The 26,739-nt window shown below is 58.1% G+C and carries 17 protein-coding genes, 1 tRNA gene and 1 pseudogene; 3 read left to right on the plus strand and 16 right to left on the minus strand.

What is annotated here, in order from left to right; genetic code table 11:
• Window positions 1-170: 170 nt before the first annotated feature.
• From zorD to DYL59_RS19620, 10 genes and pseudogenes are all read right to left on the minus strand, one after another.
• On the minus strand, window positions 171-3,419 hold the full coding sequence (gene zorD / locus DYL59_RS19570; RefSeq protein ID WP_135290633.1) for a type I Zorya anti-phage system protein ZorD: 3,249 nt from the start codon (window positions 3,417-3,419) through the stop codon (window positions 171-173).
• On the minus strand, window positions 3,419-5,047 hold the full coding sequence (gene zorC / locus DYL59_RS19575) for a type I Zorya anti-phage system protein ZorC (protein WP_135290634.1): 1,629 nt from the start codon (window positions 5,045-5,047) through the stop codon (window positions 3,419-3,421). Before zorC ends, zorD begins: the two co-directional genes overlap by 1 nt.
• Window positions 5,044-5,787 carry a type I Zorya anti-phage system protein ZorB1 gene (gene zorB1, locus DYL59_RS19580; RefSeq protein ID WP_135290635.1) on the minus strand — a complete coding sequence of 248 codons (744 nt, stop codon included), beginning with the start codon at window positions 5,785-5,787 and terminating at the stop codon, window positions 5,044-5,046. The genes zorC and zorB1 overlap by 4 nt, the downstream gene beginning before the upstream one ends.
• Window positions 5,788-5,800: 13 nt before the next feature.
• Window positions 5,801-7,993, minus strand: coding sequence for a type I Zorya anti-phage system protein ZorA1 (gene zorA1, locus DYL59_RS19585; protein ID WP_135290636.1), 2,193 nt, complete (start codon window positions 7,991-7,993; stop codon window positions 5,801-5,803).
• A gap of 1,040 nt (window positions 7,994-9,033) precedes the next feature.
• Window positions 9,034-10,317 (minus strand): annotated as a pseudogene (locus DYL59_RS19595) (tyrosine-type recombinase/integrase); the annotation flags it as partial.
• A gap of 226 nt (window positions 10,318-10,543) precedes the next feature.
• A tRNA-Gly gene (locus DYL59_RS19600) sits at window positions 10,544-10,619 on the minus strand.
• A 60-nt stretch (window positions 10,620-10,679) separates the two neighbouring features.
• A complete protein-coding gene (gene pgsA / locus DYL59_RS19605; RefSeq protein WP_003232771.1) occupies window positions 10,680-11,240 on the minus strand; it encodes a CDP-diacylglycerol--glycerol-3-phosphate 3-phosphatidyltransferase in 561 nt (186 codons plus the stop codon).
• A gap of 32 nt (window positions 11,241-11,272) precedes the next feature.
• On the minus strand, window positions 11,273-13,096 hold the full coding sequence (uvrC, locus tag DYL59_RS19610; RefSeq protein ID WP_135290638.1) for an excinuclease ABC subunit UvrC: 1,824 nt from the start codon (window positions 13,094-13,096) through the stop codon (window positions 11,273-11,275).
• Window position 13,097: 1 nt separating this feature from the next.
• The gene (gene gacA / locus DYL59_RS19615) at window positions 13,098-13,739 is read right to left on the minus strand and encodes a response regulator transcription factor GacA (RefSeq protein WP_032886613.1); all 642 of its coding nucleotides are present in this window, start codon (window positions 13,737-13,739) and stop codon (window positions 13,098-13,100) included.
• 149 nt (window positions 13,740-13,888) lie between these two features.
• Window positions 13,889-14,254 (minus strand): helix-turn-helix domain-containing protein, encoded by a 366-nt coding sequence (locus DYL59_RS19620; protein WP_135290639.1) that lies wholly within the window; start codon window positions 14,252-14,254, stop codon window positions 13,889-13,891.
• 81 nt (window positions 14,255-14,335) lie between these two features.
• Here DYL59_RS19620 and DYL59_RS19625 point away from each other — a divergent pair, with 81 nt between their 5' ends.
• The gene (locus DYL59_RS19625) at window positions 14,336-14,575 is read left to right on the plus strand and encodes a DNA-binding protein (RefSeq protein WP_135290640.1); all 240 of its coding nucleotides are present in this window, start codon (window positions 14,336-14,338) and stop codon (window positions 14,573-14,575) included.
• 36 nt (window positions 14,576-14,611) lie between these two features.
• Here DYL59_RS19625 and DYL59_RS19630 read toward each other — a convergent pair whose 3' ends face one another.
• The gene (locus tag DYL59_RS19630; protein ID WP_135290641.1) at window positions 14,612-15,049 is read right to left on the minus strand and encodes a GNAT family N-acetyltransferase; all 438 of its coding nucleotides are present in this window, start codon (window positions 15,047-15,049) and stop codon (window positions 14,612-14,614) included.
• Between the two features lie 699 nt (window positions 15,050-15,748).
• On the opposite strand from DYL59_RS19630, the gene DYL59_RS19635 reads away from it, so the two are divergent.
• On the plus strand, window positions 15,749-16,828 hold the full coding sequence (locus DYL59_RS19635) for a 3-deoxy-7-phosphoheptulonate synthase (RefSeq protein ID WP_135290642.1): 1,080 nt from the start codon (window positions 15,749-15,751) through the stop codon (window positions 16,826-16,828).
• A 178-nt stretch (window positions 16,829-17,006) separates the two neighbouring features.
• A complete protein-coding gene (gene dkgB / locus DYL59_RS19640; protein WP_135290643.1) occupies window positions 17,007-17,825 on the plus strand; it encodes a 2,5-didehydrogluconate reductase DkgB in 819 nt (272 codons plus the stop codon).
• On the opposite strand, the gene DYL59_RS19645 is transcribed toward dkgB, so the two are convergent.
• The 5 genes from DYL59_RS19645 to mgtA all read right to left on the minus strand — a co-directional run bounded on the left by DYL59_RS19645 (window position 17,822) and on the right by mgtA (window position 26,369).
• Window positions 17,822-18,244 carry an ANTAR domain-containing protein gene (locus tag DYL59_RS19645; RefSeq protein ID WP_135290644.1) on the minus strand — a complete coding sequence of 141 codons (423 nt, stop codon included), beginning with the start codon at window positions 18,242-18,244 and terminating at the stop codon, window positions 17,822-17,824. The two genes, dkgB and DYL59_RS19645, sit on opposite strands and share 4 nt — an antisense overlap.
• A 134-nt stretch (window positions 18,245-18,378) precedes the next feature.
• Window positions 18,379-21,996, minus strand: coding sequence for a transporter substrate-binding domain-containing protein (locus tag DYL59_RS19650; RefSeq protein ID WP_135290645.1), 3,618 nt, complete (start codon window positions 21,994-21,996; stop codon window positions 18,379-18,381).
• A 1-nt stretch (window position 21,997) separates the two neighbouring features.
• Complete coding sequence (locus DYL59_RS19655; RefSeq protein WP_135290646.1) at window positions 21,998-22,627, minus strand: response regulator transcription factor; 630 nt, start codon at window positions 22,625-22,627, stop codon at window positions 21,998-22,000.
• Between the two features lie 303 nt (window positions 22,628-22,930).
• On the minus strand, window positions 22,931-23,647 hold the full coding sequence (locus tag DYL59_RS19660; RefSeq protein ID WP_135290647.1) for an MgtC/SapB family protein: 717 nt from the start codon (window positions 23,645-23,647) through the stop codon (window positions 22,931-22,933).
• Window positions 23,648-23,663: 16 nt separating this feature from the next.
• Window positions 23,664-26,369 carry a magnesium-translocating P-type ATPase gene (gene mgtA, locus DYL59_RS19665; protein WP_135290648.1) on the minus strand — a complete coding sequence of 902 codons (2,706 nt, stop codon included), beginning with the start codon at window positions 26,367-26,369 and terminating at the stop codon, window positions 23,664-23,666.
• Window positions 26,370-26,739: the final 370 nt, after the last annotated feature.

Below are 26,739 nucleotides of genomic sequence, written 5' to 3' on the forward strand. Positions count from 1 at the left end.
AAAGTCATACATAGGCTGGCGATACCCGCCGTGGATGGGGGGGCGTTCTATCTCTAGTCCTCAGCCACTGCCACAAGTCAATCACCCGGAAAGTCGCTGGAAGCGGAGGATGAAACTTACCTGTACCTATAACTGACATATTGCCCAGCACTGGCTTTGCGCGAGCGGGCTCATTGTGCCTTAAGCAGCCCCTCAAAATCCGAAGCCTGAATCTCCGAAGCCCCACTCAACATATCCCGCGCCAACGCTCGCCGCTTACTTAACAACTCATCCAGCGTCGCTTCAAACGTCGACATCGCCGCATCCCGAACCGTCGGGTAGTACACGTACACATCCTTCTCCTGCCCAATCCGATAGGCCCGATCCGTCGCTTGATCTTCCTTGGCGGGGTTCCAGCAACGAGTGAAGTGAATGACGTGGTTGGCCGCTTGTACATTCACCCCAAAACCGACGGCGATGGTCGACAGGATGATGACTGCGAAACCAGGTTGCTCCTGGAACTGGTCGATCAACCTCTGTCGACTATTTGCGCTCTGACTGCTGGTACTGGTATCGCCATTGATCACAGTCGCCCGAAACCCGAAATGCTCCTGGATCGAGTGCTGCAACTCCCGCTGGATATCACGCAACTCGGTAAAGACAATAACCTTGTCACCGTTGCCAGCTCTTTTGATCGACTCAAGCGTCTGCATCAACCACTGCAGTTTCGGCGAGTTGTCGCGCAGTCGTTTGTCTGGCTGAACACTGTAAGGATGAGCGCAAATGAGCTTGAGCTTGTGCAGCAATCCGAGCATGCCAGATGTCTTTTGATCGAGCTGTTCTTCGATCTGCTGTTTCTGGCTGTACGCAGCTATTTCGGACAGGTAAAGATTGCGCTGCAAGGTATGCATGCCAAGGGAACGGCATGCTGTGTCTTCTATTTTGGCCGGTAGGTCCTTGGCAACGTCTTGCTTGGTTCGGCGCAAAGTCTGCGGATCGATAAGCCCTCGAAGGCGCTCCAGGGCAACCGTGTCACGCTCCAATGCGGCTTCGATTGGGCGCTGATACTCGCGACCGAACTGGTTCAATCCCCCCAGAAAACCTGGCTGAATGAAATCGAACAGACACCAGAGATCTATCAGGGTGTTCTCGACAGGCGTACCGGTGCACGCCACTCGAAATCTCGCCGGAATGGCTTTGATCGCCTGAGTGACGAGGGCAGCAGGGTTCTTCAGTTTCTGCGCTTCGTCGCACACGACTATCGACCATTGCTGGCGCGCCAGGGAAAACTCCTGATCGCGCAGTGTCTCGTAAGTCGTCAGGACGATTCGGGCGCCGCCCATCCAACCTGGGCGCAGCAAATTTTTGATGCCTTTGGCTTTCAAGTCCGCAGGGATTTCTTCTTTCTTGAACTTCACTGCACTCAAGGCTGAGCCATACAGCTTAAGTACTGGCAGCGCGTCAGCGAAAAAGAACCGGTGAAGCTCCCGCTCCCAGTTATCGAGCAACGAGACTGGGGCGACGATCAGTGTCGGCTTGTCCTGTGGGTACTTTTCCAGGTACCAGACCAGGAAAGTCAGCAACTGGATCGTTTTCCCTAACCCCATGTCATCAGCGAGCAAGCAGCCTGACACGTCTGATGGGGACAAACGGAACAAGTGCTGCAGCCACGCCACGCCTTGAAGCTGATGCTCACGCAGGACGACTTCAGGCTTGAGCAAGCCGGGCAACTCTGGGACTGCGTCCAAAGCGGCGCGCAGGGCTGCCTGACGAATTTGAACGTAGGTCGGTTCGTCAATGTTGTGGCCGATTTGCAGTACAGCGCGGCCCACCTTTTCCTGTTGCTGGACCAGACTGGTCTCGACAGGGGCGATCTTCCTCGACCAGGCAGCAAACAGTTGCTCGGCGACGGCAATCGAGAGCGGTGTTTCGGACTCTGGCAGACAGACCGTTTCATCACCGGCAGCGCGAGCTTCGTCCAGTCGCTGCTCAAACGCTTCAAATTGAGCACGGTCGGAAGGGTTCCAACGTCCAAGAACTTCTGCGTCAACGCCCAGTGCCGCCACATCCTTCGGCAACCAGTTCTCGGTCGCCTCTTTGACGAGGAAAGGCGAAGTAATTTTTTCCGCCTCCCCGATGCCCGTCACACGGTCGCCATAAAGAGACAGGTCCAGGACGGAGTCGAACTCGATACCCGCTGCTTCATTTTGCCAACGCTTAAGCAGGTCGTTGATACCTGCCAGCTGGCGTAAATCAAAATCACTGAGCTCCAGCTCATAGCCCTGCCAGAAGCCTGCAGGCATGCCAGCGGCCAATTTCAGCTGTAACTCATGCACGAACGGTGCGAGCTCATAAGCTGCATTGAATTCAACTTCGATGGGCGGCTGCGGGGTTGGCGAGATCGGTTCGAGGGTCAGTTTTACCTGCTCAATGTGCTGTCCCGCTTCATCCAGTTTAGGCTCCAGATGAAAGCGATGAAAGAAAATCCCGGCCTCGACCAGCTCGTCCTCATAGCTCTGCGCATCCAGCACTTGTGCGGCACTATCGCCGAGAGCGCTGTAAGGGTTGCGGACGAAGGAAAGTGCATCGTCCCCAGCGACCCGACGGCCAGGCAACGAGCGCACATAGTCCAGTACAGATTTGACTTCAGGCTCAATCAGGACGTGGGTCAACGATCCATCATCGCTGGTCACCCGGTATCGATCCTGAACCTGATTGGCACCGTCGAAACTTACAAGCCAGTTTGCCGGTTGGCCTTCGAAACTTGGTTCCAGCTCGATAACCGGCGTATTTCCGACCGTTGATTTTCGCGGGTTCAGCCGCAGGCTTTCGGGTTTGATAACGACGGTCTTATCCAAAAAACCATCCATACCTGCACCAGCCTTGCGCGCCAATTTCCTGATGCTGGCCCAGCCAATCTGGTTAGTCACTTCACCCGGCTCATTTTGTTGAGCCAGATAGAGTTGGCGCACCGCACCGGTCAGTTTCCAGGACGACTCAGGCAGAATTTCCATTGTTCCGTGGTACTGAACGGCGGCGCCCGTACGCTGCACCTGCACATTTGCGTTGGACTGCGGGTCACGCCATCCACTGACAGCGACCTTGAAGTCGTCGGAGGCAAGACTGCCCTGGCTGCTCAGTTGAGGGATGAGAGTTGTCTGTGGCGGTAACCCCAAAAGCGGCAGACTTGATAAATGCTCCGGCTCATCAAGCAGCCGATAGAGTTCATCCCACGTCAGAAGCCAGCGATCGCTCAGTTGGGAGACGAACTCCTCCTCTTCCAACTGATCCAGATAGCTTGCCAGCGGCCAGGACTCTGCGTTTTCCGCCAAGCTCAAGGAATAACAAATGCCCTGCTCTTCAATTGAAAAGGCAGGTTCAGTATTTTCTACCGGAGAACTCGGCTGCAGGCCAATCCCCTTTAGGAAACGCTTGAGCATTACTGCCTCCAGAACCGGAGTGGCTGGTGATTGACGGGTTTGAAGCCCAGGCGTTGGAGCGCAGCAACGGCGGCCAGGTCGTTGTTGTCAAGCTGGACCTGAAATGCACCGCCGCGCGCGCGCTGGTCATAGACTTTGTGTTTGACCGACTTCAGCGCGACACGGACTTGGTCTTCAAAAGCCATGGGGTTGGATGCCCCTGGAGTGCCGGCCTGACTCTGCACGCGAATGCCCAGTTTTCCGAGAGAGTCGTCAAACTTAAGAAGCCACCCTTCTATTCGAGTTGGTTTACTAGGTGCCGGCGTATGCAGCATTCGAGCCTTCGCACGATGAGGCTGCTTCAACTCAGAGGTCAGCTCAAGTTGAAACTTATCCGGATCGAAGGGCGATTTGTCGGATTCGTACACAAAACAAGCATTGCCGGTCCCGGAAAACTCAACAAAGAAATAGTTTCCGATCTGCATGACAACAGCGTTGTTGCGGCTGGAACCCCCGACCAAACGACTCAAGCGCCCTTTGTTCTTCTCACGGAAATGAACGAAGTCCCGTCCGCCGTCATTCCACGCATCCGCCCCCATAACAATTCGGGTGTAGCTCATTTGGTTGGCAAATCGCAGCCAATAGTGCAGACGCGATTGATCAACCTCGGAGTCTCCCTTCAACAGGTTGAAGAAGTGCTCCAGATCCTCCTTCGCGAACCACGCCACGACCATCGCGCAGACGTCTTTTTCAACATACTGCAGCCAGCTGTTTTGCCTGGAGCGGATCTGAGGGCTGCCCCAATTGTCGAGTGCTACCTGTTTGAGCAGCGACGACGGGGTTTCTCGATAGGCTGCCAAGTGATAACGCGACAGACATGCACTCAGAATGTCGTTCGTGTACCGCGGATGCTGTCGACCGATATCGACAAGGTCGGCTAAGCGCTGAGAAAACTCTGCGTCATCCAACAGGAAAATACGAGAGATCAATACGTTAAAGATTCTGCGCCACAGCCAACTGCTGTCCGGGATCTGCGCGATCGTCTGCAATGCTGAAAGGTCGCTGATTTCACCCTTGAACATCTTGTCACCCAGCCTAGCACCTGCCTGCTCGGAAAAAAGTTCCTGATGTTGCTGGACGATATGTACCCATTCCTTCTCGCGTTTTTGCTGACCTCTGACGCAATCGAAGCCAAGCTGAACGTCTGCCCGCAACAGACACCAATTGGCGTTCTTATCAGGCGTGGCAGCCTCGTACCCAAAGTAGCTAAAGCACAGCGCCAACCAATCTCGACGGCTTAGCCTCCGTTTTTCGATACGGTGATGGATTTCTTTGTGCACTCGGTCAAAGAGCTGATCATCGTCCAGTATCGGCACGACTCCCTCACTCTTGTCCGAAAGACCGGCAAAAACCAAACGCCATTCTGAGGCGTTGAGTGGGAGTATATTGCGGAATTTGCTTATCGCTACGCGACGCTTTTCCTGAGGTGGCGGCAAAGCCTTTTCAGCGCGTTCGAATCTTTCGTAAAGATCAATTCCCGCAGCACCCAGACGGGGGAATCGCGCCAACGGTTCAGGCGCCGGCCCCACTCGATGCGTGGAAAGACTCAGGTTAATAGCGGCGGAAAGCCTCGCGATTGGGCTGGTCATCGATTCATCGCCAACTGACACTTTTCCATATCAGTATTATTGAACACCGGCACGTCTGGCTGGAGGTTGTCTTCCTTTTCCTTCAAGCCGAAGAACTGCATGCGCAACTCCACTCGCCGGCTTTCTTCCTTAGTGTCCTTAGCATTGTTGAACGACACACCACCCGCCAGGAACATCGATCTGATTTGCTGTTGGTGCTCCGGCGACAAGCCGACTTGGAGCGGGCTGCGGCTATCGAGCAGGCTGCACATCACCCACTCTGAACGCTGCAGTGAAAGGTGCAGGTTATAAAGATAGGAGCCGTCGGTGTCTGTCGATCCCTCGATCACAACCTGCTTGAACCACTTCCGGCCTTCTTCACTGTTAGCCGCGTCCAGAATCATCGGCACAACCTCTTGAAGTGCCGACTGGCCATCGTTGCTCAGCGCGTACTGGTTATGCCCAAAGCGGCCAGCATCGCCGAAACTAATCCGGTTGTCCTTGCAGTCCACGACGATGGTCTTAATAGCAGTCTTCGCTTTAAGGCTCAGGTTCTCGCAGATCTGACTGATGTCCTTATTACGCTGCTTCTCCCCCTGCTCCGCCTGGTTAATACGCTGCGTCACAGAACTCAAAGCCGCCACCATGACCACGAGAAACAGAATCATCATGGCAGTCATCAAATCAGCGAAGGAGATCCAGAAAGGCTTCTCTCCTTCGTCTTTGGAGCGAGCTGCCGAAGGCATTTGCTTACCAAACATCGACTAGCCTCCATTACTGCCTGATGCGTTCCATGATGTCGCCGAAGTCTTCGAGACTTTCCTTGACCCCTTCTACACCGCCAGCGAGGCTCTTGACTGCTTTATCCAGCTCGGCATCCAGGCTACCCAGGGTTTGCCTCAGCACTCGATCCATGCCATCACCGAACTCTTTGAAGCCGTTACCCAGCACACCGCTGATGTTTTCCAGGTATTCATACACTTCACGGTTAAGCGCCTGCATCCGCTCGCTTTGAGCCTTCAGGTCCTGGAGATACTGGCTGCGACCGCTGGCCTCCCCTTGCGCACTTGCGACAACACCTTCGATGACCGCGAGAGTCTTCGCCAACGCTTCACGATTGTTTCGATAGTCCGCGACCACGGTGTTCAGCTCACGTGATGCCTGTGCAAGTTCAGTACCTGCGCCCTGAACTGTGCCCATCAGCCCCGCAGTCGACTCACTGGCTCGTGCAACGCTTTGTCCGGCCGTTTCAAACCGCTCAGCCGCCGCCCGCATCTTGTCTGCGCCTAGCTGCATGCTCTGCAAATGCTGCTCTGTTTGGGCACTCAATGCCTTAACGGTATCCTGTGCAGACTGCTGTTGCTCTGACACTGTTTGCAGCAACGCCTTGACCTGTTCGTCAAGACCGCCCACCAAGTCACGGGTACCTTGATGCAGGTCAGCCTGTGCAGCGCGGGTGGTTTGATCCATCTGCTGCTGGCCGTGCTCCAATTGTTTGAAGACTGCCGAGAGTTGCTCACCCAGCACCTCAACGGAGCCTGCAATTTTCGCCATGGTTTCCTGTTGACCCTGGCCGATGTTCTGCTTGATCGACTCCACAAAAGCCTGGAGATTCTCAGCCATCGCCTGTTGGCGAGCCTCGCTTTGAGCAAACAACTTCTCCAACTGCTCGGCCATTCGAGCTCCTGCCCCCTCCCCTTCATTGCCGATACGGGCAACCGAAGCCTGGAGATTGGCGAGCATCTCGTTCATCCCCGCTTGCATGGCGTTCTGTCCGGCCTGCATATCGGAGAGTAACTGAGCGATCATAGTCGAGCTGTTTTGGGTCGAGGACTCGCTAGCCGAACGCATATCTTGGATGAGCGTCGAAAAGCCTTGCTGCATCGACTGCATGGCGGCAACGGACTGACCCATCAGTTCGTGTAGACCGTTGAACTGTTGGCCGAACGTACCTTCCAGTTTGTTCATGAAGGCAACTAAAACATCCTGAAGAAGGTTTTGTACTTGCCCTGACTGATCGCCACTGGCCGCCTGAACCGCACCCGCGATAGCTTCAAGGGGGGATTTGAGACTGTTCTCAATCGCACTGCTTACCTGATCGGCCAACAATTGCCCAGAATCACGGTAAGTCGTTGACAACGTATCCGCTAATTTGAGGCTTTCGCGGACTTGGGTATCAACGAGGTTCTGCAGCATTTCCCGCAGATCGGTTACCAGGCTGTCCTTGAGCTGACGGGTTTGCACGGAGCTTTCAGCACTTGAGCGTACAAGCTCAGCTAGGTATTCCTCTCCCACACCGCTATCAAAAAGCCCATCAATGGTTTCGTTGAACGTTTCAAGGAGCTTATAGCATTGGCCTAGGCGCCACTTCTCAGTAATCGTGACGACTATAGAAGCCATAATTGAGATAAAGGAGCCGATGAACGCAAACAATACGTCCTTGAGCAGCTTATCTACGCTGGCATTGACCTGCTCCGGGGTGCTTGGATCAAAATGTTGCAGGCCCAGCATCAAACCGAAGAAGGTTCCGACAATACCAATGCCGGTCAAAATGCCAGGTAAGTGTTTATAAAATTCGGTCCCCAGCGGTGTATCGACCACGCTTTGCGGTGAGAAAAAGTGCGCAGCCCCGGCGGTTGAGCGCGATCGGACAAGGACCTGCTCACCGTCCTGCAGCTCAAACTGATCATGCAGCGTTTCAGCGTACTCGTGCCAGGAGTGCTCCAAATTGCTTCCATTGAACAGTTGCTCCAGTTCAGAGCGCCGTTGAGGTGCGGCGAAAGCTTTCACGTCCCGCACGCGTTTAGTCAGAATTTTCAGCTGATTGCTAAGCTTGAAGGATCTACAAAAATAACGGACGAAATACCAAGCGCATAAAATGAAAACAAAACCGACTACAATTTTTGGTGCAATCAATTGCTCGGAGCTCGCTGCATCCCAAAGATGCAGCAGCGTCGAAAAATCCATACTTTCCGCCTTCAATTAAGCAATTTTGATGTTCGGGGCCCGCGTCACGCCAACAGCAATGCGTCGATCGTCAAACCCGATGCAGAGAGAAACCACATCGGACTCAACAATATTTTCGGGGCACAACGATCTCGGAATGGAAAGATGGCTGCTTCACTTCGGCCGATCAGAGACCATCCGTGGACAAAAAATAAAATCATGTCCTTATGCCAGCACCTTAGCCTGAGCCTTGGCAACCGTAAAGCTAGAGATAATCCTCAAGACTCGCTGCATTTGTTCGAGGCAACTTGAAGTATTTGTGCTGGGTTCATCGGCTTGATGACTGCCCGCTTTATACCCCGTCGGGCAGCGCCGCCTTCAACTCAAGTGTCTTGGCCGAAAATTATTGCTGCTGCTCTTCCAAGAGTCATAAGCCCGCACGCGAAGGTAAGACGCCCCTCAATGTCTCTGAGTATTCAATGCGCTGGGGGTCAACAGATGGGCGAATTAAGCATCCGAGCCTCTATTGCCGACGGCCCCAGACGGCGTGGATCGGCGACATTTCTGCCCGCGCAACGCCTCACGCGCGTGCCAAGCCCCTCAAGAAAAGGTCAGCGCCCGTCGAGCGAGCGATCCTCGTGAGACACCACCAACTGAACTTCAACAGGCCGATTTTCTGCGTTTGCTGGGCTCAGGCCGGGTTTTGGTCTGGAATCACCGTAACCCGCCACAATCACTCGCAGTGATTGCTTCCTGTCCAGGGCAAACACCAACAATTTGCGCTCCTCCCGCGCCCGAGCAGCGGAGAGCGTGTAGTTATCGTCATAGACCGTGCAGTACCGCGCATAATCAGTGACCGGTCGGCTTACCGGCACATTGTCGGTATACCCCTCGACCAATACCTGGCCTTGGCCGTAATCGTGAATGAGGAAGCGACGCGAACGCTCAGTTGCGTGAGCGCCTGCCTGGCCTCATCGGTAATACAGGCGCTTCCATCCATACTAACCGGCACGCACAGACCACACAGCAGACCCATCCAGCCCTGCCCCCTCCCCTAACATCGGCACGCCCTCCAAACGACTCATCAAACGCGTACTCGCTGCCCCCAGTTCACCCCGCTCCAGCAAATCCAACCGATTAGCCCAATCCTGCATCATATGCCGCCGCAACTCGACATACTCGGCATGGTTGTAAGTCGCACTGGTCTTGTCCGGATCCGCATGCGACAGCTGCGCATCAATCCAGGGCTTGGGATACCCGATTTCATGCAACGCCGTCGACAGCGTCGCCCGAATACCATGCCCCGTCAGCCGGTCGGCATACCCCAGCCGGTGCAGTGCGAGATTGAGGGTGTTTTCGCTGATCCACAGGCGCAGGTTATTACGACCAGCCAGCAAGTACTTCTGCGCCGGCCGAACCCGCTTCAACAGTTGCTGCACTATCTCAATTGCCTGGGTCGAGAGCGGTACGATGTAGGGTGGAATGTCCTGAGCACGCTTATTTTTCTTGCGCATTTTCAGTTGCAGTTGCTTCACCACCTCGGACGGAATGGTCCACAAACCTCGCACGAGATCAAACTGACTGGGGGTCGCCCAGCGCAGCTCTCCCGTGCGCACGCCGGTCAACAGCAGCAGGCGTATCCCCAACCGGGTTTGCAGCCCGCCGTAGCCATTGAGGGTATTTAACAACGCGGGAATTTCGGGCATGCGCAGGAAGGGTTGATGGTTCACCGGCGGTTTGGGCAGCGCGACAACATCCAGATCCGTGGCCGGGTTTTGGTTCAGGCCCGGAAGCTTGACCATGGCGAAACGAAACAACTGGTTCAACCAGGTTCGACATTTTTCGGCGGTGGTGAGCGCACCGCGCTGCTCGATATTCGACAGCACCCTGAGCAAGTCAGGGCGTTGAATTTCGCCGATCGAGCACAGCCCCAGAATGGGCATCACGTCCTTGTCAAAGATGCGGCGAATTTGCGAGAGGGTGCTTTGACGACCTTCCTTGAGGGTGAGCGCACGATGCGCCAGCCACTGATCGTAGGTGCTTTTGAAGGTGTTTTCTTCGGCCAGTCGGTCAGCCTCACGCTTGTTTCGGCGCTGCACCAAGGGATTGATCCCTTGCGCCAGCAACTTGCGCGCTTCATCCCGCAAAGCACGCGCTTCACGCAAGGTAATTTCGGGATAGGTACCGAGAGACATGCGCTTGTGTTTGCCGTGCCAGGCAAAGCGAAAGTGCCACGAACGCCCACCTGAAGACCCAACCGCCAAAGAGAGGCCGTCGATATCACCGAGTGTGTAGTCTTTGCCCGTGGGCTTTGCGTGCCGAATGGCCGCGTCTGAAAGAGCCATTTTCTAGCCTCCTGAAGGTTGAATTCAGGGCTAGATGTTCAGCAAATGATTCGCCGGGCTCCGCTGACAATCCGATGTCGAAACCCACCCATTTGATGGACAAGATTATGGACAAAATCAGTCCAGAATCGGGTGGATTTCGATGGAAGTCGAAATAACGAAAAAAGACGCCGAAGCGTCTATTTCGTGGATCCCAGCGCCCAGTGGACTTCTGTGGATCAATATTTGGAGCGGGAAACGAGACTCGAACTCGCGACCCCGACCTTGGCAAGGTCGTGCTCTACCAACTGAGCTATTCCCGCTTGGTGATGCGCATTCTATAGAAATCTCGGAACCCGTCAACCTCTTGATTCAAAAAAGTTTTATTTCTTTTCCACGGTGGTGCGCAAATGAGGCCAGGCAGCGCGCAAATACTGAAGCATGGACCACAGCGTCAGACCGGCCGCAATCAGCAGCAAGGCGTAGCCCGTCAGTACCCAGAAGGAGAAGTCCGACGGATTGGCCAGCAGGATCACTAAGGCGAGCATCTGCGCAGCGGTTTTCCATTTACCCATGTTGGACACGGCCACGTGGGCACGGGCGCCGATTTCGGCCATCCATTCGCGCAGGGCCGAGACGACGATCTCGCGACCGATGATCACTGCCGCCGGCAGCGTGAGCCACAAGTTACCGTGTTCCTGCACCAGCAGGACCAGGGCGACGGCCACCATCAGTTTGTCGGCCACCGGGTCCAGGAAGGCGCCAAACGGGGTGCTCTGCTCCAGTCGGCGGGCCAGGTAGCCGTCGAGCCAGTCGGTGGCGGCGGCAAAGGCAAACACCGAACTTGAGGCCGCATAGCTCCATTCGTACGGCAAATAGAACAACAGAATGAAAATTGGAATAAGCAGGACGCGTAGAACGGTGATCAGATTAGGGATATTCATCGGCACAACTGGCTACGAGGTGGAAAGGCATTCTATTCGCTGTGCAGATTGGCATAAATCAACTCAGCGAGCTTTTTACTGATACCGGGAGCTTTGGCAATTTCGTCAATGCTGGCACGGGATAGCTCCTGCAAGCCACCAAAATGTTTAAGCAAGTCGCGGCGACGCGTCGGCCCTACCCCTGCCACCCCTTCCAGGGTTGAGGTTCGCCGGGTTTTGCCACGGCGTGCGCGGTGGCCGGTAATGGCGAAACGGTGGGCCTCGTCGCGGATCTGCTGGATCAGATGCAGTGCGGGTGAGTCGCCTTTCAAAGTGAACTCATGGGCGGCGTCATTCAAGTACAACGTCTCGAAGCCCGCTTTTCGCGTGGCGCCCTTGGCCACACCCAGCAAGGTCAGGTCGGGCACCGCCAGTTCGTTGAGCACGTCACGCGCCATCGACAGCTGGCCCTTGCCACCGTCCACCAGCAGGATGTCCGGCAACTTGCCCTCGCCGTCCTTCAACTTGCTGAAGCGCCGCGTAAGCGCCTGATGCATGGCGGCGTAGTCATCGCCGGCGGTGACGCCTTCGATGTTATAGCGCCGGTAATCGGACTTGATCGGCCCCTCCGGCCCGAACACCACGCAGGAGGCTACGGTGGCTTCGCCGCTGGAGTGGCTGATGTCGTAGCACTCCAGACGTTGCGGTGGCTCGTCCAGGTTGAGGACTTCGGCCAGGGCATCGAAGCGTGCGGCAACGTGCTGTCGATTGGCCAGCCGTGCGCTCAGGGCCTGTTCGGCGTTGGTCACGGCCAGTTGCTGCCAACGGGCGCGGGTACCGCGCACGCGGTGGCTGATGTCCAGCTCGCGGCCGCGCAGTTCGTGAATAGCCTCGATCAGCGTGGGGAAGTCTTCATGCACCACGTTGACGATCAGCTCCGAAGGCAGGTCGCGCTCGGGGCTGCTGACGTAGTACTGGCCTAGGAATGCGGCCATGACTTCGGCCACTTCTTCGTCGATACCGGTCTGCGGAAAGAAGTTCTTGCTGCCCAGCACGCGGCCGCCACGCACGCTGATCAGGTGCACACAGGCGCCGCCCGGGTTGACGAATGCGGCGATCACATCGACGTCGCCGGTGCCGCCTTCCATGCTTTGCTGGTCCTGGACACGCCGCAGCAGAGAGATCTGGTCACGCAGTTCTGCAGCGCGCTCGAAGTCCAGGGTGCTGGCGGCCTGCTCCATGGCGCCGGAGAGTTCGTCGGTAAGTGCATTGCTGCGCCCTTCAAGGAACATCACCGAATGGCGTACATCCTCGGCGTACTCCGCCGGCTCAACCAACCCCACACAGGGCGCCTTGCAACGCTTGATCTGGTATTGCAGACACGGGCGGGTGCGGTTCTTGTAGAAGCTGTCTTCGCACTGGCGCACAAAAAAGGTCTTTTGTAGCAGGCTCAGGCTTTCGCGGATGGCACCGGCACTGGGATAGGGGCCGAAGTACTTGCCCTTCTGCTTCTTCGCGCCACGGTGAATGCTCAGGCGCGGGAAATTGCCGTCGGATAAAAACACGTAAGGGTAGGATTTATCGTCGCGCAGCAGGATGTTGTAGGGCGGCCGCCATTCCTTGATCAGCGTCTGCTCAAGCAGCAGCGCCTCGGTTTCATTGGCGGTGATGGTGGTTTCGACCTGGGCGATGCGTGCCACCAACGCAGCCGTCTTGGGCGCGAGGCCGCTCTTGCGAAAGTAGCTCGACAGGCGGTTTTTCAGGTTCTTGGCTTTACCCACATAAAGCAGGCGTGCCTCGCTGTCGAACATGCGGTACACGCCGGGGCGGCCACTGCAGGTTGAGAGAAAGGCACTTGGATCAAACGATGTGGTCATGTCAGGCGCTGGCGTCCACCATGCCGTGGCGCACCGCGAGCAGGGTCAATTCAACATCACTGCTGATGGCGAGCTTCTCGAAAATGCGATAGCGGTAGGTGTTGACGGTCTTGGGAGAAAGGCACAGTTTGTCGGAGATGGTCTGCACCTTCTGGCAACCGACGATCATCAGGGCGATCTGGATTTCCCGCTCCGACAGCGCGTCGAACGGTGAATCGCTGACGGGCTGGAAGGACTTGATGGCCAACTGCTGGGCAATCTGCGGGCTGATGTAACGCTGGCCAGCAAATACCAGGCGAATGGCCTGCACCATCTCCGCCAGGCCCGCCCCCTTGGTCAGGTAACCGGCCGCCCCTGCCTGGAGCAGACGCGTAGGAAACGGGTCTTCCTCGCACACGGTCACCACCACGACCTTGATGTCAGGATGGCTGCGCAACAATTTGGTCGTGGCGCCAAGACCACCGATACCCGGCATCTTGACGTCCATCAATACCACATCGGGTTTCAGCTCCCGGGCCTTGATCAGGGACTCTTCCCCAGACTCGGCCTGACCAACTACTTGCAGGCCATCGATGTCAGCCAGCATTCGTGTAATGCCTGTACGAACGAGATCATGGTCATCGACTACTAGCACCCTAATCAAGCAGACACCTCGCGATATGGTCTTATAGGTTGCTGGACACCTTAGCAAAAATCATGGTGCTGACCTAGCTGCAAGCGTCATATAGATAGAGTTTGCGCATCCATGAGCGACTATCGCGCGATAGCCACTCATCGAGGCTGGGCGCAAGATCAGCTTTGCGGGAGGTCGGGCTTGGGTTTTCCGTTATGCAGTACAGAGTGCTCTGCCAGCGTGGACGTCAGCCGGCGGATAGCATCCTGGTCTTCCTTGAACATGACCCGGTAGTTTTCGAGGATTTTTTCTTCAAGCTGGCTGAGGTTTTCCAGCTGAATAGGCGTCGGGCTGCCCGTCAGCACATAAAGCACGTCCACCCCTCGTTCGGCCACGCGCGACAAATAGTCAGCCTTTGGCGCGCGGCCACCACTCTCGTACTTGCCCTGGGCGTTAGCCTCAACGCCGCCGATTTCACCAAAATTTTTCTGTGACAGGCCGAGTCGTTCTCTTTCCTGTCGTAAACGCGAACCGATTCCACTCATTTGGATGTATGATCCTATCTGGCACACCCCAAGAGGTGACACACTCATCTCGTTTTACACAAACTTGAACGGTTTTGAACTATGCCCGGAATCCGTACTGCTGCACAAGCCAAGGCCTGGCTGGAACATCAAGGAAAGTCAGTTCAAGCGTTCGCCCGTGAGCATGGCGTCGATCCGGCGACGACCTATCAAGTGCTCGCTGGGCGTAAAAAGGGACGGCGTGGGGAAGCCCATAAGGTGGCGGTCCTGTTGGGCATGAAAGAAGGGATTATCGTGGACGAGCCCGAAGCTCAGCACAGCGATCCGGAAGTCATTTCCTAAAAAGCAGTATGCGCTTATTCGTGAGGCCTGCCCGTTTTACTGTGGCTTTGCCCCACACTCACGCTCCATGCGCCAGAAACAGTCTTCTTCGCCCACGATGCTCAACCCCCGGCGTTGATACAACCGCCTGGCCGGGTTGGTCTTGAACACGGTCAGTCGCAGCAACCCTTGCGCCCGTGCCTTGAGTGCCATTTGCTCCAACACCCAACTGCCCGCGCCCTGCTTGCGGCAGTTCTCCAGCAGGTGCAGCTCGCGGATATACAACGCCCGGCTGTCGCGGCTCAGGCTGATAAAGCCCATGACCCCATCCTCGTTGCAGATCAACCAGTTCTCGCGCCCCGCCCAGGCAATGTCGAAGCCATTGTCGGACCACAACAGGCCGTATTGCAGGTAGTAGCGGCTCATGGCCTGATGGGTCAGCGCTCGCGCGAAGGGCAGGTCCTGCTCGGTCGCGGCTTGCAGATAAAACGTCACTTGGAGAGCGGCCACTTGGCCGGTACATCACCGGCGATGGAAACGAAGTGCGCAGCGGCAAGGGTCAAGGCAGTCATGGTCGCGTCCAAGCAATCAGGTTCGAAGTGTTATCAGCCTATCTCAACCCATAGCGCTAAGTACCCCCGCGTCATAGAAATTACTGATTGAATCCTCCTGCGTGCCTCTAGTAAGCTCCCCCCACTATTTGGAGACACAGCATGTTGCAACTCACCCACACTCAGGTTTGCCCTGCCGCCAGCGCCCCGCGCTCGGTGCCGGCTACCCGTGTGAGCGGTTCGAGCGCGGCTGTAAGCTTTTATTTTGGGTATTGGTTTAGCCACTGGCGCGCCTGATACCTGAAATCGGCGCCCACTGCTCAAGGGGTCGCCTACCAGAGAAATCTAACCCCCGGTCGGCTCCCCGACCGGGGGTTTTGTTTTTTAGCCTGTAAAAAAGCCCTTCATAAAATTTTTGCAAGAACACTTAAGGAATCACGACATGAACTACGCCACCTATTACCGCTACGACACCTCCACCGCATGGCGATTTAGCAAGCTCCGTTCGGGACAGCCTGCCGCCTCCGATCGGTCACCTCTTGGTGGCAAGCCAACACACGTAGCCGATACGGCCAATTGTCGAACACCCCAGTAGGGCCAAGTGCGCGGGAATAGCCCGCCGCTTGCCCAGGAAGCCTTGAATATGAACTCTGCCACCGCCGCTCTCTCTGTATCCGCCCTGTCCAGCGCCAATGAAGCCCTGACCCAGCGCTTGCCCAGCGCCCTTGAGCTCAAGCACCAGCTGCCGCTTAGCCCGTTCCTCAACGAGCAGATCCACGCCCATCGCCAAGCCGTGCGCGCCATCCTCAATGGCCAAGACTCACGTTTGCTGGTGATTGTCGGCCCATGCTCGATCCACGACCCCGAATCGGCGATGGAATACGCACGCAACCTGAAGAGGCTGGCACTCGACGTCAGCGACCAGATGCTGCTGGTGATCCGCGCCTACGTCGAAAAACCGCGCACCACCATCGGCTGGAAAGGCCTGGCCTACGACCCACACCTGGACGGCAGCGACGACATGGCCGCCGGCCTCAGCTTGTCGCGCCAGTTGATGCGCGAGATGCTGCGCCTGGGCCTGCCCGTCGCCACCGAGCTGCTGCAACCCATGGCTGCCGGTTACTTCGATGACCTGCTCAGCTGGGTCGCGATTGGCGCGCGCACCACCGAATCCCAGATCCACCGCGAAATGGCCAGCGGCCTCGGCATGCCCGTGGGCTTCAAGAACGGCACCGACGGCGGCGTGGCGATTGCCTGCGATGCCATGCGTTCGGCATCCCACCCACATCGCCACTTCGGCGTCGACAGCCAGGGCCACCCGGCGATCATCCAGACCCCAGGCAACCCCGACACCCATCTGGTATTGCGTGGCGGTCACCGTGGGCCGAACTACGATGAGCAGAGCGTGGCCCAGGTGAAGCACGATTTGGCCAAGTCCAAAGTGGCGGCGCGGATCATGGTCGATTGCAGCCATGCCAACAGCGGCAAGGACCCGCTGCGTCAACCGGCGGTGTTCAACGAGGTTCTGGAGCAACGCCTGCAGGGTGATACAGCGCTGATCGGCATGATGATTGAAAGCCATCTGTTCGAGGGCTGCCAGCCGTTGAGCGCATCGATGAAATACGGGGTATCGGTGACGGATGCTTGCCTGGGTTGGGAGAGTACCGAGCAGTTGCTACGCAGTGCGGCTGAGCGGTTGCGCCAAAAAAACACAACCACCTGATGTGTGATGGAACAACCTGTGGGAGGGCTCACGCCTTCTCCCACAGGGTTGTGAGCGCCCTTGCCACGACCAGGATTCGTGACTTGCGGTAAAGATTCCTTTTCGGTTTCGACGGTTTTTCCGAGGGAACGACGGGCGGATACTCAACGCCATTGTTCACCCCCTTCAGGAGTTACTGATGTCTATCCCCACGCAAACCATCCCGGCTTTCGGCCTTGGTACCTTCCGCCTGCAAGGTCAGGTGGTGATCGATTCCGTCAGCACCGGCCTGGAACTGGGCTACCGCGCCATCGATACCGCACAGATCTACGATAACGAGGCGGATGTCGGCCAGGCCATCGCCGACAGTGGCATCCCCCGTGATGAGCTGTTCATCACCAGCAAGATCTGGATCGCCAATTTCGCCGAAGACCAGTTGATCCCCAGCCTCAAGGAAAGCCTGCGCAAGCTCAAGACCGACCACCTGGACCTGACCCTGATCCACTGGCCATCACCGGAAGACCAGGTGCCCGTCGCCGAATTCATGGGCCAGTTACTGGAAGCCAAGCGCCTGGGCCTGACACGCCAGATCGGTATTTCCAACTTCACCATCGACCTGATGCAGCAGGCGATTGCTGCCGTCGGCGCCGAGCATATCGCCACCAACCAGGTCGAACTGCATCCCTACCTGCAAAACCAGAAGGTGGTGGATTTCGCCACCGCCAACGGTATCCAGATCACGTCGTACATGACCCTGGCCTACGGCGAAGTGCTCAAGGACCCGGTGATCCAGCAGATTGCCCAGCGCCATCAGGCAACTCCCGCGCAAGTGACGCTGGCCTGGGCCATGCAACAGGGCTACGCGGTGATCCCGTCATCGACCCAGCGCGCCAACCTGGAAAGCAACCTCAAGGCCCTGCAACTGACCTTGAGCGCCGCCGACATGGCGCAAATTGCCGGCCTGGAGCGCGGCCACCGCTTGACCAGCCCCAAGGGCATCGCGCCGACGTGGGACTAAGCCCCCACCACGCGGCTGCGGGATAGCTCCCGCAGCCACGGCAACACCCGCAGGCCAGCTGCGGCGGCGGGTGGGTCGATGATGTCCATGAAGTGTTCGAGATTGACGTTGTCCGGCACGCCAGGCAGGCGCACCAGTACCGCCGGCGTTGCGCTGGGCGCCGCACCCAGGTCCAGGTGGTCGTAGACCAGCACATGCCGTACCTGGGGCTGGGGTCCGCTGGTCTGCGTCGTGAGCCCGGCATTGATGATCAACACGTCAAAGGGCTCGGCGGGAATGGCTGTGAGTATCTGGACTTCTTCGAAGGTCTGCACCGGCACGATTCGGTGATACCCCAGTTGGTTGAGCATTTTTTCGATGTACAACCGTTGCAGGTGCTGTTCATCGGCAATCAGGATGGTCAGTGCTTTGTTCGGCATGGCAAACCCCTGGGCAGGCAGCGCTCGTCAGTGAGCGAGGCCCATTTTCCAGACATATCCCGAAGACAAAATCAGGCTTGTTCCCCTTCTTCGTAGGAGTTCTCCCAAATACACCGAATGGCAAGCCACTCCGGTCATGGCTGCTTGCAATACAAGCGCAATCCTTGATGCAAACTTTCGATGGCCCTGCCTACCTCGTCGGCAGTGGCGTTGAGTGCAGCGCTGTCCCGCCGCTCACATACCCCTTCCAAGGCTTCACAACCGTTGATCAACCGCTGGGCCTTGACCATGCGCGCCCCACCTTTGGCCCGATGGGCCAGGTCGTGCAGCCTGGCAAAATCGACTGGCTCCAGCAACGTCGACAACAACGCCCGATCTTGCTCAAGACTCTCGAGCAACGGCACCAACAGGTCGTTGAGGGCCGTAGAGTCCCCCCCGACCAGGTTGATTAACGCGCTCAAGTCGAACAACGGTTCGGCATCATCCCCTGAGCCAGCGCACGGGCAAGCAGCCAACGCCGTGCGCAAATCTTCAAGGCCGGTGGGTTTGAACAGGCAGCCGTCCATGCCCGCTTGCCGGCAGCGTTCGGCCTCTTCCGGCTGGGCATTGGCGGTGAACCCCAGCAACAGGCAAGGCGTCAGCCCGCGTTCACGTTCGTGTGCGCGAATTTCGCGCGCCAGGGCATAACCATCCTTGAGGGGCATGTTGCAATCGGTGATCACCCCATCAAAGTGCCCGGCCTGCCACAGCTCAAACCCCTGCACACCGTCTTCGGCGCTGATGATACGGTGCCCCAGCAGGCTCAGTTGACGCGTCAGCAACAGGCGGTTGGCCGGGTAGTCATCCACCACCAGGATGCTCAGCGCACGCGTCGCAGGCAGTTGCGATACGGGTAACGCCACCGGCGGTGCAACACTCAGTGCCAGCGTCAACGCCACATCCACCCGCGTGCCCTTGCCCAGCACACTGCTCAAATGCAACGTTCCCCCCATCATTTCGCACAGATTACGGCTGATCACCAAGCCCAGGCCTGACCCACTGCGCGCCGACTGCTCGTTGTTACTGCCCTGGATAAAGGGGTTGAACAAACGCTGCTGGTCTTCGGCGCTGATACCGATGCCGCTGTCTTCTACCCACAACCGCAGGTTCAACGGCCCGTTCGCCATCGGTGGCGCCACACGAGCCCCCAGGCGCACCTGGCCGGTGGCTGTGAACTTGATCGCGTTGCCCAGCAAGTTAGACACCACCTGCTTGAAGCGCAGCGGATCGATCAACACCGGCTGATCGATCTGCGGGTCAAGCTCCACATGCAGCGCCAGGCCCTTGTCCCGCGCCAGCCCTTCGAACACGCGCGCCACCGACGCCAGCAGCTCATGCAAGTTGGCAGGTTCCAGGGCCAGGGACAGGTGGCCTGACTCGATGCGTGCAATATCAAGGATGTCGCCGATCAACTCCAACATGCTGCGCGACGCCACCGACGCCACTTCCAGCGCATCACGATCGGCGTGGCCCTGCTCGGCATTTTTGAGGGCCAGTTCGATCATGCCGATCACCGCATTCATGGGCGTGCGGATCTCATGGCTCATGGTCGCCAGGAACGTAGTTTTGGCCCGATTGGCGGCGTCTGCGTCCTCCTTGGCTTCCTGCAACTGGCCCAGCAAGCGCTGGCGCTCACTGACGTCGACCCAGCCGGCGATCATGCCCACGACTTTTTCATCGCCATCGCGGTAGGGCAGCATCCATTGGTAGATGGTCAGCACGCCACCGTTGGGCACCTTGAGTACACGATCCTGAATCTGCGGCTCACCCCGCTCCATCAAGCGCATGTAGTCAGCATGGAACGACTGCGCCTGCGGCGGGTTGCCGGTGTCGGTTTCCACCACCGTCTTGCCGATCACATCGCCCAGCTTGAAGCCGAACACATCGAGGTAGGCGTTATTGCACGCCATCAGACGGCCCTGGCGATCACGCACGTAAATCGGATGAGGCGTGCCGTCGATCAGTACGCTCATAAAGCGCATCTGGTCGCTCAACGCCCGTTCGGCCTGGGCGCGCTTGCGGATCAGGTTGCGCAGGTAAAACACCCAGCCCAGGGTTACCAGCAACAACAGAGCAGCCAAACCGAAGCCTTGGATGATCACGTTGCGATGACGCATCCAGTAGCTGTCTTCAATGATGATTTCGCTGCGCCAATGGTTGGTCAGCTCGTCCATTTCCTCAGGCGGCATGCTCAACAGCGCTTTATCGAGGATCGAATACAGCTCCAGTTGGCTACGGTTGACGCCGAAGGTGATGCGCGCAGGTTCGGTGCCAACCGTGCTGGTGATACGCAAACGGTCGCGGTAGTTACGCGCGACCATGTAGCGCGCGCTGATCAGCGTCAGGACGGTTGCGTCCGCCTCGCCCTTGGCGACCAATGCCAAAGCCTGCTCAGGGTTTTGCACATCAACGAACTCGATACCTGGGTTCTCCCGGGCCATTTGCGCCGCGAGGCTATTGCCACCGATGAACGCCAAGCGCTTGCCGGGTAAGTCTTCCAAAGTGACAGGGCGCTCCTCGTTATCGCGTACCACCAGCACATAAGGATTGGACAGGTAGGGACGGGTGAAGCGGATTTTTTCGGCGCGCTCGGTGCTGGGCGTGATCACTGCCAGCATGTCTACCTCGCCGCTACCCGTCTCGTCGATTTGCCGGGGTAGTGAACTGCCCTGCTCCACATCGAACTTCAAGCCGGTGCGCAAACTGATGCGCGACAAGACCTCGGCGCTCAAGCCTTCGAACTGGCCCTGCTCGTCAAAAAACGACAGCGGAGCGAACTTATCCAGCACAGCCACTTTCACCCGCGGGTGCTTGTCCAGCCAGCGCTGTTCGTTGGCACTCAAGCGCAACCGCTCGGCGTCCAGCAAGCCGCTGCCACCTGCGCTCCAACGTCGCAGAATCTCCAGTTGCTGGCTGGCGGGCACGCTCGCCAGGGCAGCATTGACGATGTGCAACAGCCGCGCATTGGCCTGGGTGAAGGCGAAACCGAAAGGGTTGACCTCCAGGCCGGAAAAGTCCGCCATGCGCACGTTATTGAGGTGGTTCTTGTTGATCAGGTAGCGGGTGCTGATGGCGTCGCCCAGGTACACGTCTGCCTGGCCGAACGCCACAGCACCGATGGCTTCGAACGTCGACGCAAACAGCTGCAGATGGGCCTTGGGGTAGAACGCCTGGACGGCGTCGGGTTGCATGTAGTGGTAGAGCATCGCCACACGCTTACCGGCCAGGTCGGCACTCAGCGCCCGGCGGTCCTCCGTGCGGGTCACCAGTACCGGCTGATCGTTGGCGTAGGAGCGGGACAACACCAACTGCGGGTCCGCCGCCTCATAGCCATTGGCCGAGCCGACGAAATCCACTTTGCCTGACTTGAGTGCCTCGATCACTTCATCGCGGGTGTCAAAGCGGCGCACATCGATGGCGATACTCAAGGCCTGGCTGAGCAACACCGCATAGTCGCCGGTGATGCCCTCAAGTTCATCGTTGTTGTTGGTCAAGTCAAAGGGGGCGTAATCGGGTGCCGACACCCCCATCACTAACCTGCGACGTTCGCGCAGCCAGCGCCAGTCGGCTTCATCCAGCACCACCGAAGGGGTTTCCAGTGTGGAGTGGCCCAGCAGCCTCAGGGGATGCGGTTCATCCAAAGCCGCTGCCGACAGGGGCAACATCCCCATCAGCAGGATGGCCGTGAGTTTCAGCAACCCGGGGGTGTTCATTTCAGATCAGATGATTGCGCTGGGCAAACTTGGACAAGTGCACCACCGACGACATGTGGAGCTTTTCCTTGAGCCGGGTCTTGTAGGTGCTGATGGTCTTGTGGCTGAGCAACATCTGTTCGGCAATTTCCTTGTTGCCCAGGCCCAGGGCCAGCATCTGCAGCACCGTCAGCTCCCGGTCCGACAGAGACTCCACCAGTGCCAACTCCGTGGTCTGCAGGTCATCCCGCCGTACCGAACTGGTGGGCAGGCTGGGAAAGCAACTGTAGTTGGACATCACGGCCTTGATTGCCTTTTGCAGCTCGTCCAGCTCACCGGTCTTGGCCACGAACCCCATGGCCCCGGCGCGCATGCAACGGGTGGAAAAGAACACCGCCAGGTAGGAGGTGAGCACCAGAATCTTGCAAGGCAGCTCCAGCGCCTTGATCCGACTGATCACCTCAAGCCCACCCAACTTGGGCATCGCAAGGTCCAGGATGACCAGGTCAGGGCGCTCCTCGCGGGCAATCTGCATCGCGTCGGCACCGTTGCCCGCCTCAAAGATCTTATCGAAGCCTTCCTGCTTCAACAGGTACTTCACGGTGGCGCGTATAAAAGGGTGATCGTCCACAATTAAAGCTTTGTTGCTCATAAGACTCCCCTGGGAGGATCAGTACGCTTACATATCACGCGGGACCTATCTACCTGTGAGAAGTGACAGTTCCGACAAGCGGCGCTGTTTACTCTGCGCAGCACTTCAGGCAGTTCAGGCCCCTCCTTTTGAAAAAACACGATAAACACGTAAAGCCGCACCTGGGTTGCGGTGCAGGCGCAAGCGCGCAACCTTAGCAACGGCGTGTTGTTTCAAATGAAGGGATAGTCTCGAATGCTTGTAGGACTTTTCCTCGCTAAAGCATAGCCAGCTTTGTGCAAGATAACGTCTGGCAGCGGGTGCTTATTCGGTGGTACTGGGGCTCCAGAAAGCCTGCACCACCAGGGTCGACATCGAGATTCGCGCCACCAGCGCATCCAGCTCGTCACCGTCGACCGAGGTCACCGCCAGGGTGGCTTCGATTTCCACTTCCTCAGTGCCGAATGGCCGCACATCCACATCACTGGCCGGGTAGTTGCACCGTGCAAGCTCCGCCTCCAGCAACGCCAGCACAGCCTTCTGCTGAGTACGCCTTGCGATGACATAAAGGATGTTGGTGACCTCCGCCGACACAACATCCAACGGCTGGCGGTTGATGTTATTGACGATCGGCCGCAGCAGCGTGTTGGCCGCCAGCACAAATAGCGTGCCCAGCAACGCTTCCAGGATCAGGTCAGCCCCCGCACAGGCGCCCACCGCTGCCGAAGCCCAGAGCGTGGCGGCGGTGTTGAGCCCACGGACATTGCCCTCTTCACGCATGATCACGCCGGCGCCGAGGAAACCGATCCCCGACACAACGTATGCCACCACCCGCACCGCGCCTTCCGCGCCGCCGAGGCGGTTGGCCATGTCGACGAAAATCGCCGCCCCCACCGCCACCAGCACATTGGTGCGCAAGCCGGCCGTGCGCTGGCGGTACTGGCGCTCAAAACCGATCAGCCCCCCCAGCAAAAACGCGGCAGTAAGGCTGACCAGGGTATCGATCAGCGAGTCGAGGTTGATGTTGTTGATTGCTTGCATAGGCGTTTCTCCCGGTTCACTGCCAGCCAAACTTGCGGATATAGAAACCCTTCACCGCCTGGGTCAGGGCCATGTACGCCAGCAGGATCACCGGCAGGAACACAAAGTACAGCGACGGCAATGCCTGCAATTTGAAGTAGTGCGCCAGCGGCCCCATGGGCAGGAAGATCCCCACCACCATGATCACCAAGGTCATGACCATCAACGGCATGGCTGCACGGCTTTGCAGGAACGGGATTTTCGGTGTGCGGATCATGTGCACGATCAGGGTCTGGGTCAGCAGCCCCACCACGAACCAGCCGGACTGGAACAGGGTCTGGTGGTCGGGGGTGTTGGCATCGAAGACGTACCACATAAGCGCAAACGTGGTGATGTCAAAGATCGAACTGATCGGCCCGAAGAACAGCATGAAGCGTCCCACCTCCCCCGGCTGCCAACGTTGAGGCTTGGCCAGCATTTGTGCGTCGACATTGTCGAAGGGAATCGCGATCTGCGAGATGTCATACAGCAGGTTCTGCACCAGCAGGTGCATAGGCAGCATCGGCAGGAACGGGATAAACGCACTGGCCACCAACACCGAGAACACGTTGCCGAAGTTGGAGCTGGCAGTCATCTTGATGTACTTGAGCATGTTGGCGAAGGTGCGCCGGCCTTCCAGCACGCCCTCCTCCAGGATCATCAGGCTTTTTTCCAGCAGGATGATGTCGGCGGCCTCCTTGGCAATGTCCACTGCGCTGTCCACCGAAATACCGATGTCGGCGGTGCGCAGCGCGGGGGCGTCGTTGATGCCATCGCCCATAAAGCCCACCACATGCCCATTGGCCTTGAGCAGGCGCACGATGCGCTCCTTGTGCGAGGGTGTCAGCTTGGCGAACACATTGGTGGTTTCTACCGCCTTGGCCAGTTCGGCGTCGGTCATGTCCTCGATGTCGTTGCCCATCAGCAGGCCTTGTTGCTCCAGGCCCACTTCGCGGCAGATCTTGGCGGTAACCAGTTCGTTGTCGCCGGTCAGCACTTTCACCGCCACGCCATGGGCCTTCAGTGCCTTGAGGGCCGGTGCGGTGCTTTCCTTCGGCGGGTCGAGAAAGGCCACGTAGCCGATCAGCGTAAGGTTCTGTTCATCGGCCAGGCTGTAGGTGTCGCGCCCCTCCAGCATCGGCTGGGCGGCTACCGCCACCACCCGCAGGCCTTCTTCGTTGAAGGCGGCGGTGACCTGGCGAATGCGCGCCAGCAACTCATCGGTCAGGGCTTCGTTGGTCTCGCCATGGCGCACGGTGTTGCACACCGAGAGGATTTCTTCCACGGCGCCCTTGCAGATCAGCAGGTGCGGCAAGCCTTGCTGCGCCACCACCACTGACATGCGCCGGCGATTGAAGTCGAACGGGATCTCATCGACCTTCTCAAACGCGGTGCCGACCTTCAGCTCACGGTGAACCTCCATATGCTCCAATACCGCCACATCCAGCAGGTTTTTCAGGCCGGTCTGGTAGTAGCTGTTGAGGTAGGCCATCTCCAGTACATCGTCGGACTCTTCGCCCCACACATCCACATGGCGCGCCAGGAAGATCTTGTCCTGGGTCAGGGTGCCGGTCTTGTCGGTGCACAGCACGTCCATGGCGCCGAAGTTCTGGATCGCATCCAGGCGTTTGACGATCACTTTCTTGCGTGACAGGAACACCGCGCCCTTGGCCAGGGTGGATGTGACGATCATCGGCAGCATTTCCGGGGTCAGGCCCACCGCAATCGACAAGGCAAACAGCAGGGCTTCGGTCCAGTCGCCCTTGGTAAAACCATTGATGAACAGCACCAGCGGCGCCATCACGAACATGAAGCGAATCAGCAACCAGCTGACCTTGTTGACGCCGTGCTGGAACGAGGTGGTTGCCCGGTCAGTCGCGGTCACACGCTGGGCCAGCGCACCGAAGTAAGTGCTGTTGCCGGTGGCCAAAATCACCGCCGTGGCTGCGCCAGACACCACGTTGGTGCCCATGAACAGGATGTTCTCCAGGTCCAGAGGGTTGCGGGTATGGGCGTCCTGCTGATGGGCGAATTTTTCCACCGGCATCGACTCGCCCGTCATGGCCGCCTGGCTGACGAACAGGTCCTTGGCGCTGAGGACGCGGCAGTCGGCGGGGATCATGTCACCGGCCGACAGCACGATCAGGTCGCCGGGCACCAATTGCTTGATCGGCAGCTCAACGCGCTTGGCTTTATCGCGACGCAGTACGGTGGCGGTGTTGCTCACCATCGCCTTCAAGGCATCGGCGGCCTTGTTGGACTTGGCCTCCTGCCAGAAACGCAGCAGCGTCGACAGCACCACCATGGAGAAAATCACCGTGGCGGCCTTCATGTCTTCGGTCAGCCAGGAGATCACCGCCAGCAGGGTCAGCAGCAGGTTGAACGGGTTCTTGTAGCAATGCCACAGGTGCACCCACCAAGGCAGTGGCTGCTCATGTTCCACCTCATTGAGCCCATGCTGCACGCGCAGGGCATCGGCCTCCTCGGTGTTCAAGCCCTCGGAGCACGTACCCAGCGTGCCCAGCAATTGCACGGCAGGGCTGTTGGCCGCCGTCACCAGGGTGTGCGCCAGGGTGGGCGGGACTTCACGGCTGACGCTGGCGTCGGCCACGGTTTCGAGCATCGCCAGGCGGCGGAAATGCCGGGCGATATGTCGGGTCCGCAGAAAGCCTGCGAAGAACTCTTTCAACAGAGTGAGGTTCATGGTGTTACTCCTGCGCGAGGAAAAAACCATCGTGCAGGTACTGTCCATCCGCGCCGCGCCTGTCAGACAGGCACAGCCGGCTTGGCCCGCCTGCCGCAAAAAAGGCAGGCGCGTCCGTAGCTCCCTGGGGTTGGCCAGGTGCTGGTCAGCGTCGATGAGAGGGGATCAAGACAGGGCCAGGACTGGCCGCTGCCGAGATGCCGCTGCTCGCTTTTATTGGCGAGGCAGCGGCATCGGAAAAATGCGCGTTACCTTGCCAAGCCTGTGCCGGTTACCGAAACCGGCCGACTACTGTCACTCGAACAAGTACCCACTGAGGGTCTCCGCTATTGATGAAAACGCGCGAAGCTTACGCCCCGACAACAGGAGA

Origin of the sequence: Pseudomonas kairouanensis, from assembly GCF_004682055.1 — a bacterium.
Lineage (GTDB): Bacteria > Pseudomonadota > Gammaproteobacteria > Pseudomonadales > Pseudomonadaceae > Aquipseudomonas > Aquipseudomonas kairouanensis.

Excerpts from the sequence above, each read along its gene's own strand:
- zorD (WP_135290633.1), bottom strand. The coding sequence starts at position 3,419 with ATGCTCAAGCGTTTCCTAAAGGGGATTGGCCTGCAGCCGAGTTCTCCG.
- zorC (WP_135290634.1), bottom strand. The coding sequence starts at position 5,047 with ATGACCAGCCCAATCGCGAGGCTTTCCGCCGCTATTAACCTGAGTCTT.
- zorB1 (WP_135290635.1), bottom strand. The coding sequence starts at position 5,787 with ATGTTTGGTAAGCAAATGCCTTCGGCAGCTCGCTCCAAAGACGAAGGA.
- zorA1 (WP_135290636.1), bottom strand. The coding sequence starts at position 7,993 with ATGGATTTTTCGACGCTGCTGCATCTTTGGGATGCAGCGAGCTCCGAG.
- pgsA (WP_003232771.1), bottom strand. The coding sequence starts at position 11,240 with ATGAATATCCCTAATCTGATCACCGTTCTACGCGTCCTGCTTATTCCA.
- uvrC (WP_135290638.1), bottom strand. The coding sequence starts at position 13,096 with ATGACCACATCGTTTGATCCAAGTGCCTTTCTCTCAACCTGCAGTGGC.
- DYL59_RS19620 (WP_135290639.1), bottom strand. The coding sequence starts at position 14,254 with ATGAGTGGAATCGGTTCGCGTTTACGACAGGAAAGAGAACGACTCGGC.
- DYL59_RS19625 (WP_135290640.1), top strand. The coding sequence starts at position 14,336 with ATGCCCGGAATCCGTACTGCTGCACAAGCCAAGGCCTGGCTGGAACAT.
- DYL59_RS19635 (WP_135290642.1), top strand. The coding sequence starts at position 15,749 with ATGAACTCTGCCACCGCCGCTCTCTCTGTATCCGCCCTGTCCAGCGCC.
- dkgB (WP_135290643.1), top strand. The coding sequence starts at position 17,007 with ATGTCTATCCCCACGCAAACCATCCCGGCTTTCGGCCTTGGTACCTTC.
- DYL59_RS19645 (WP_135290644.1), bottom strand. The coding sequence starts at position 18,244 with ATGCCGAACAAAGCACTGACCATCCTGATTGCCGATGAACAGCACCTG.
- DYL59_RS19650 (WP_135290645.1), bottom strand. The coding sequence starts at position 21,996 with ATGAACACCCCCGGGTTGCTGAAACTCACGGCCATCCTGCTGATGGGG.
- DYL59_RS19655 (WP_135290646.1), bottom strand. The coding sequence starts at position 22,627 with ATGAGCAACAAAGCTTTAATTGTGGACGATCACCCTTTTATACGCGCC.
- DYL59_RS19660 (WP_135290647.1), bottom strand. The coding sequence starts at position 23,647 with ATGCAAGCAATCAACAACATCAACCTCGACTCGCTGATCGATACCCTG.
- mgtA (WP_135290648.1), bottom strand. The coding sequence starts at position 26,369 with ATGAACCTCACTCTGTTGAAAGAGTTCTTCGCAGGCTTTCTGCGGACC.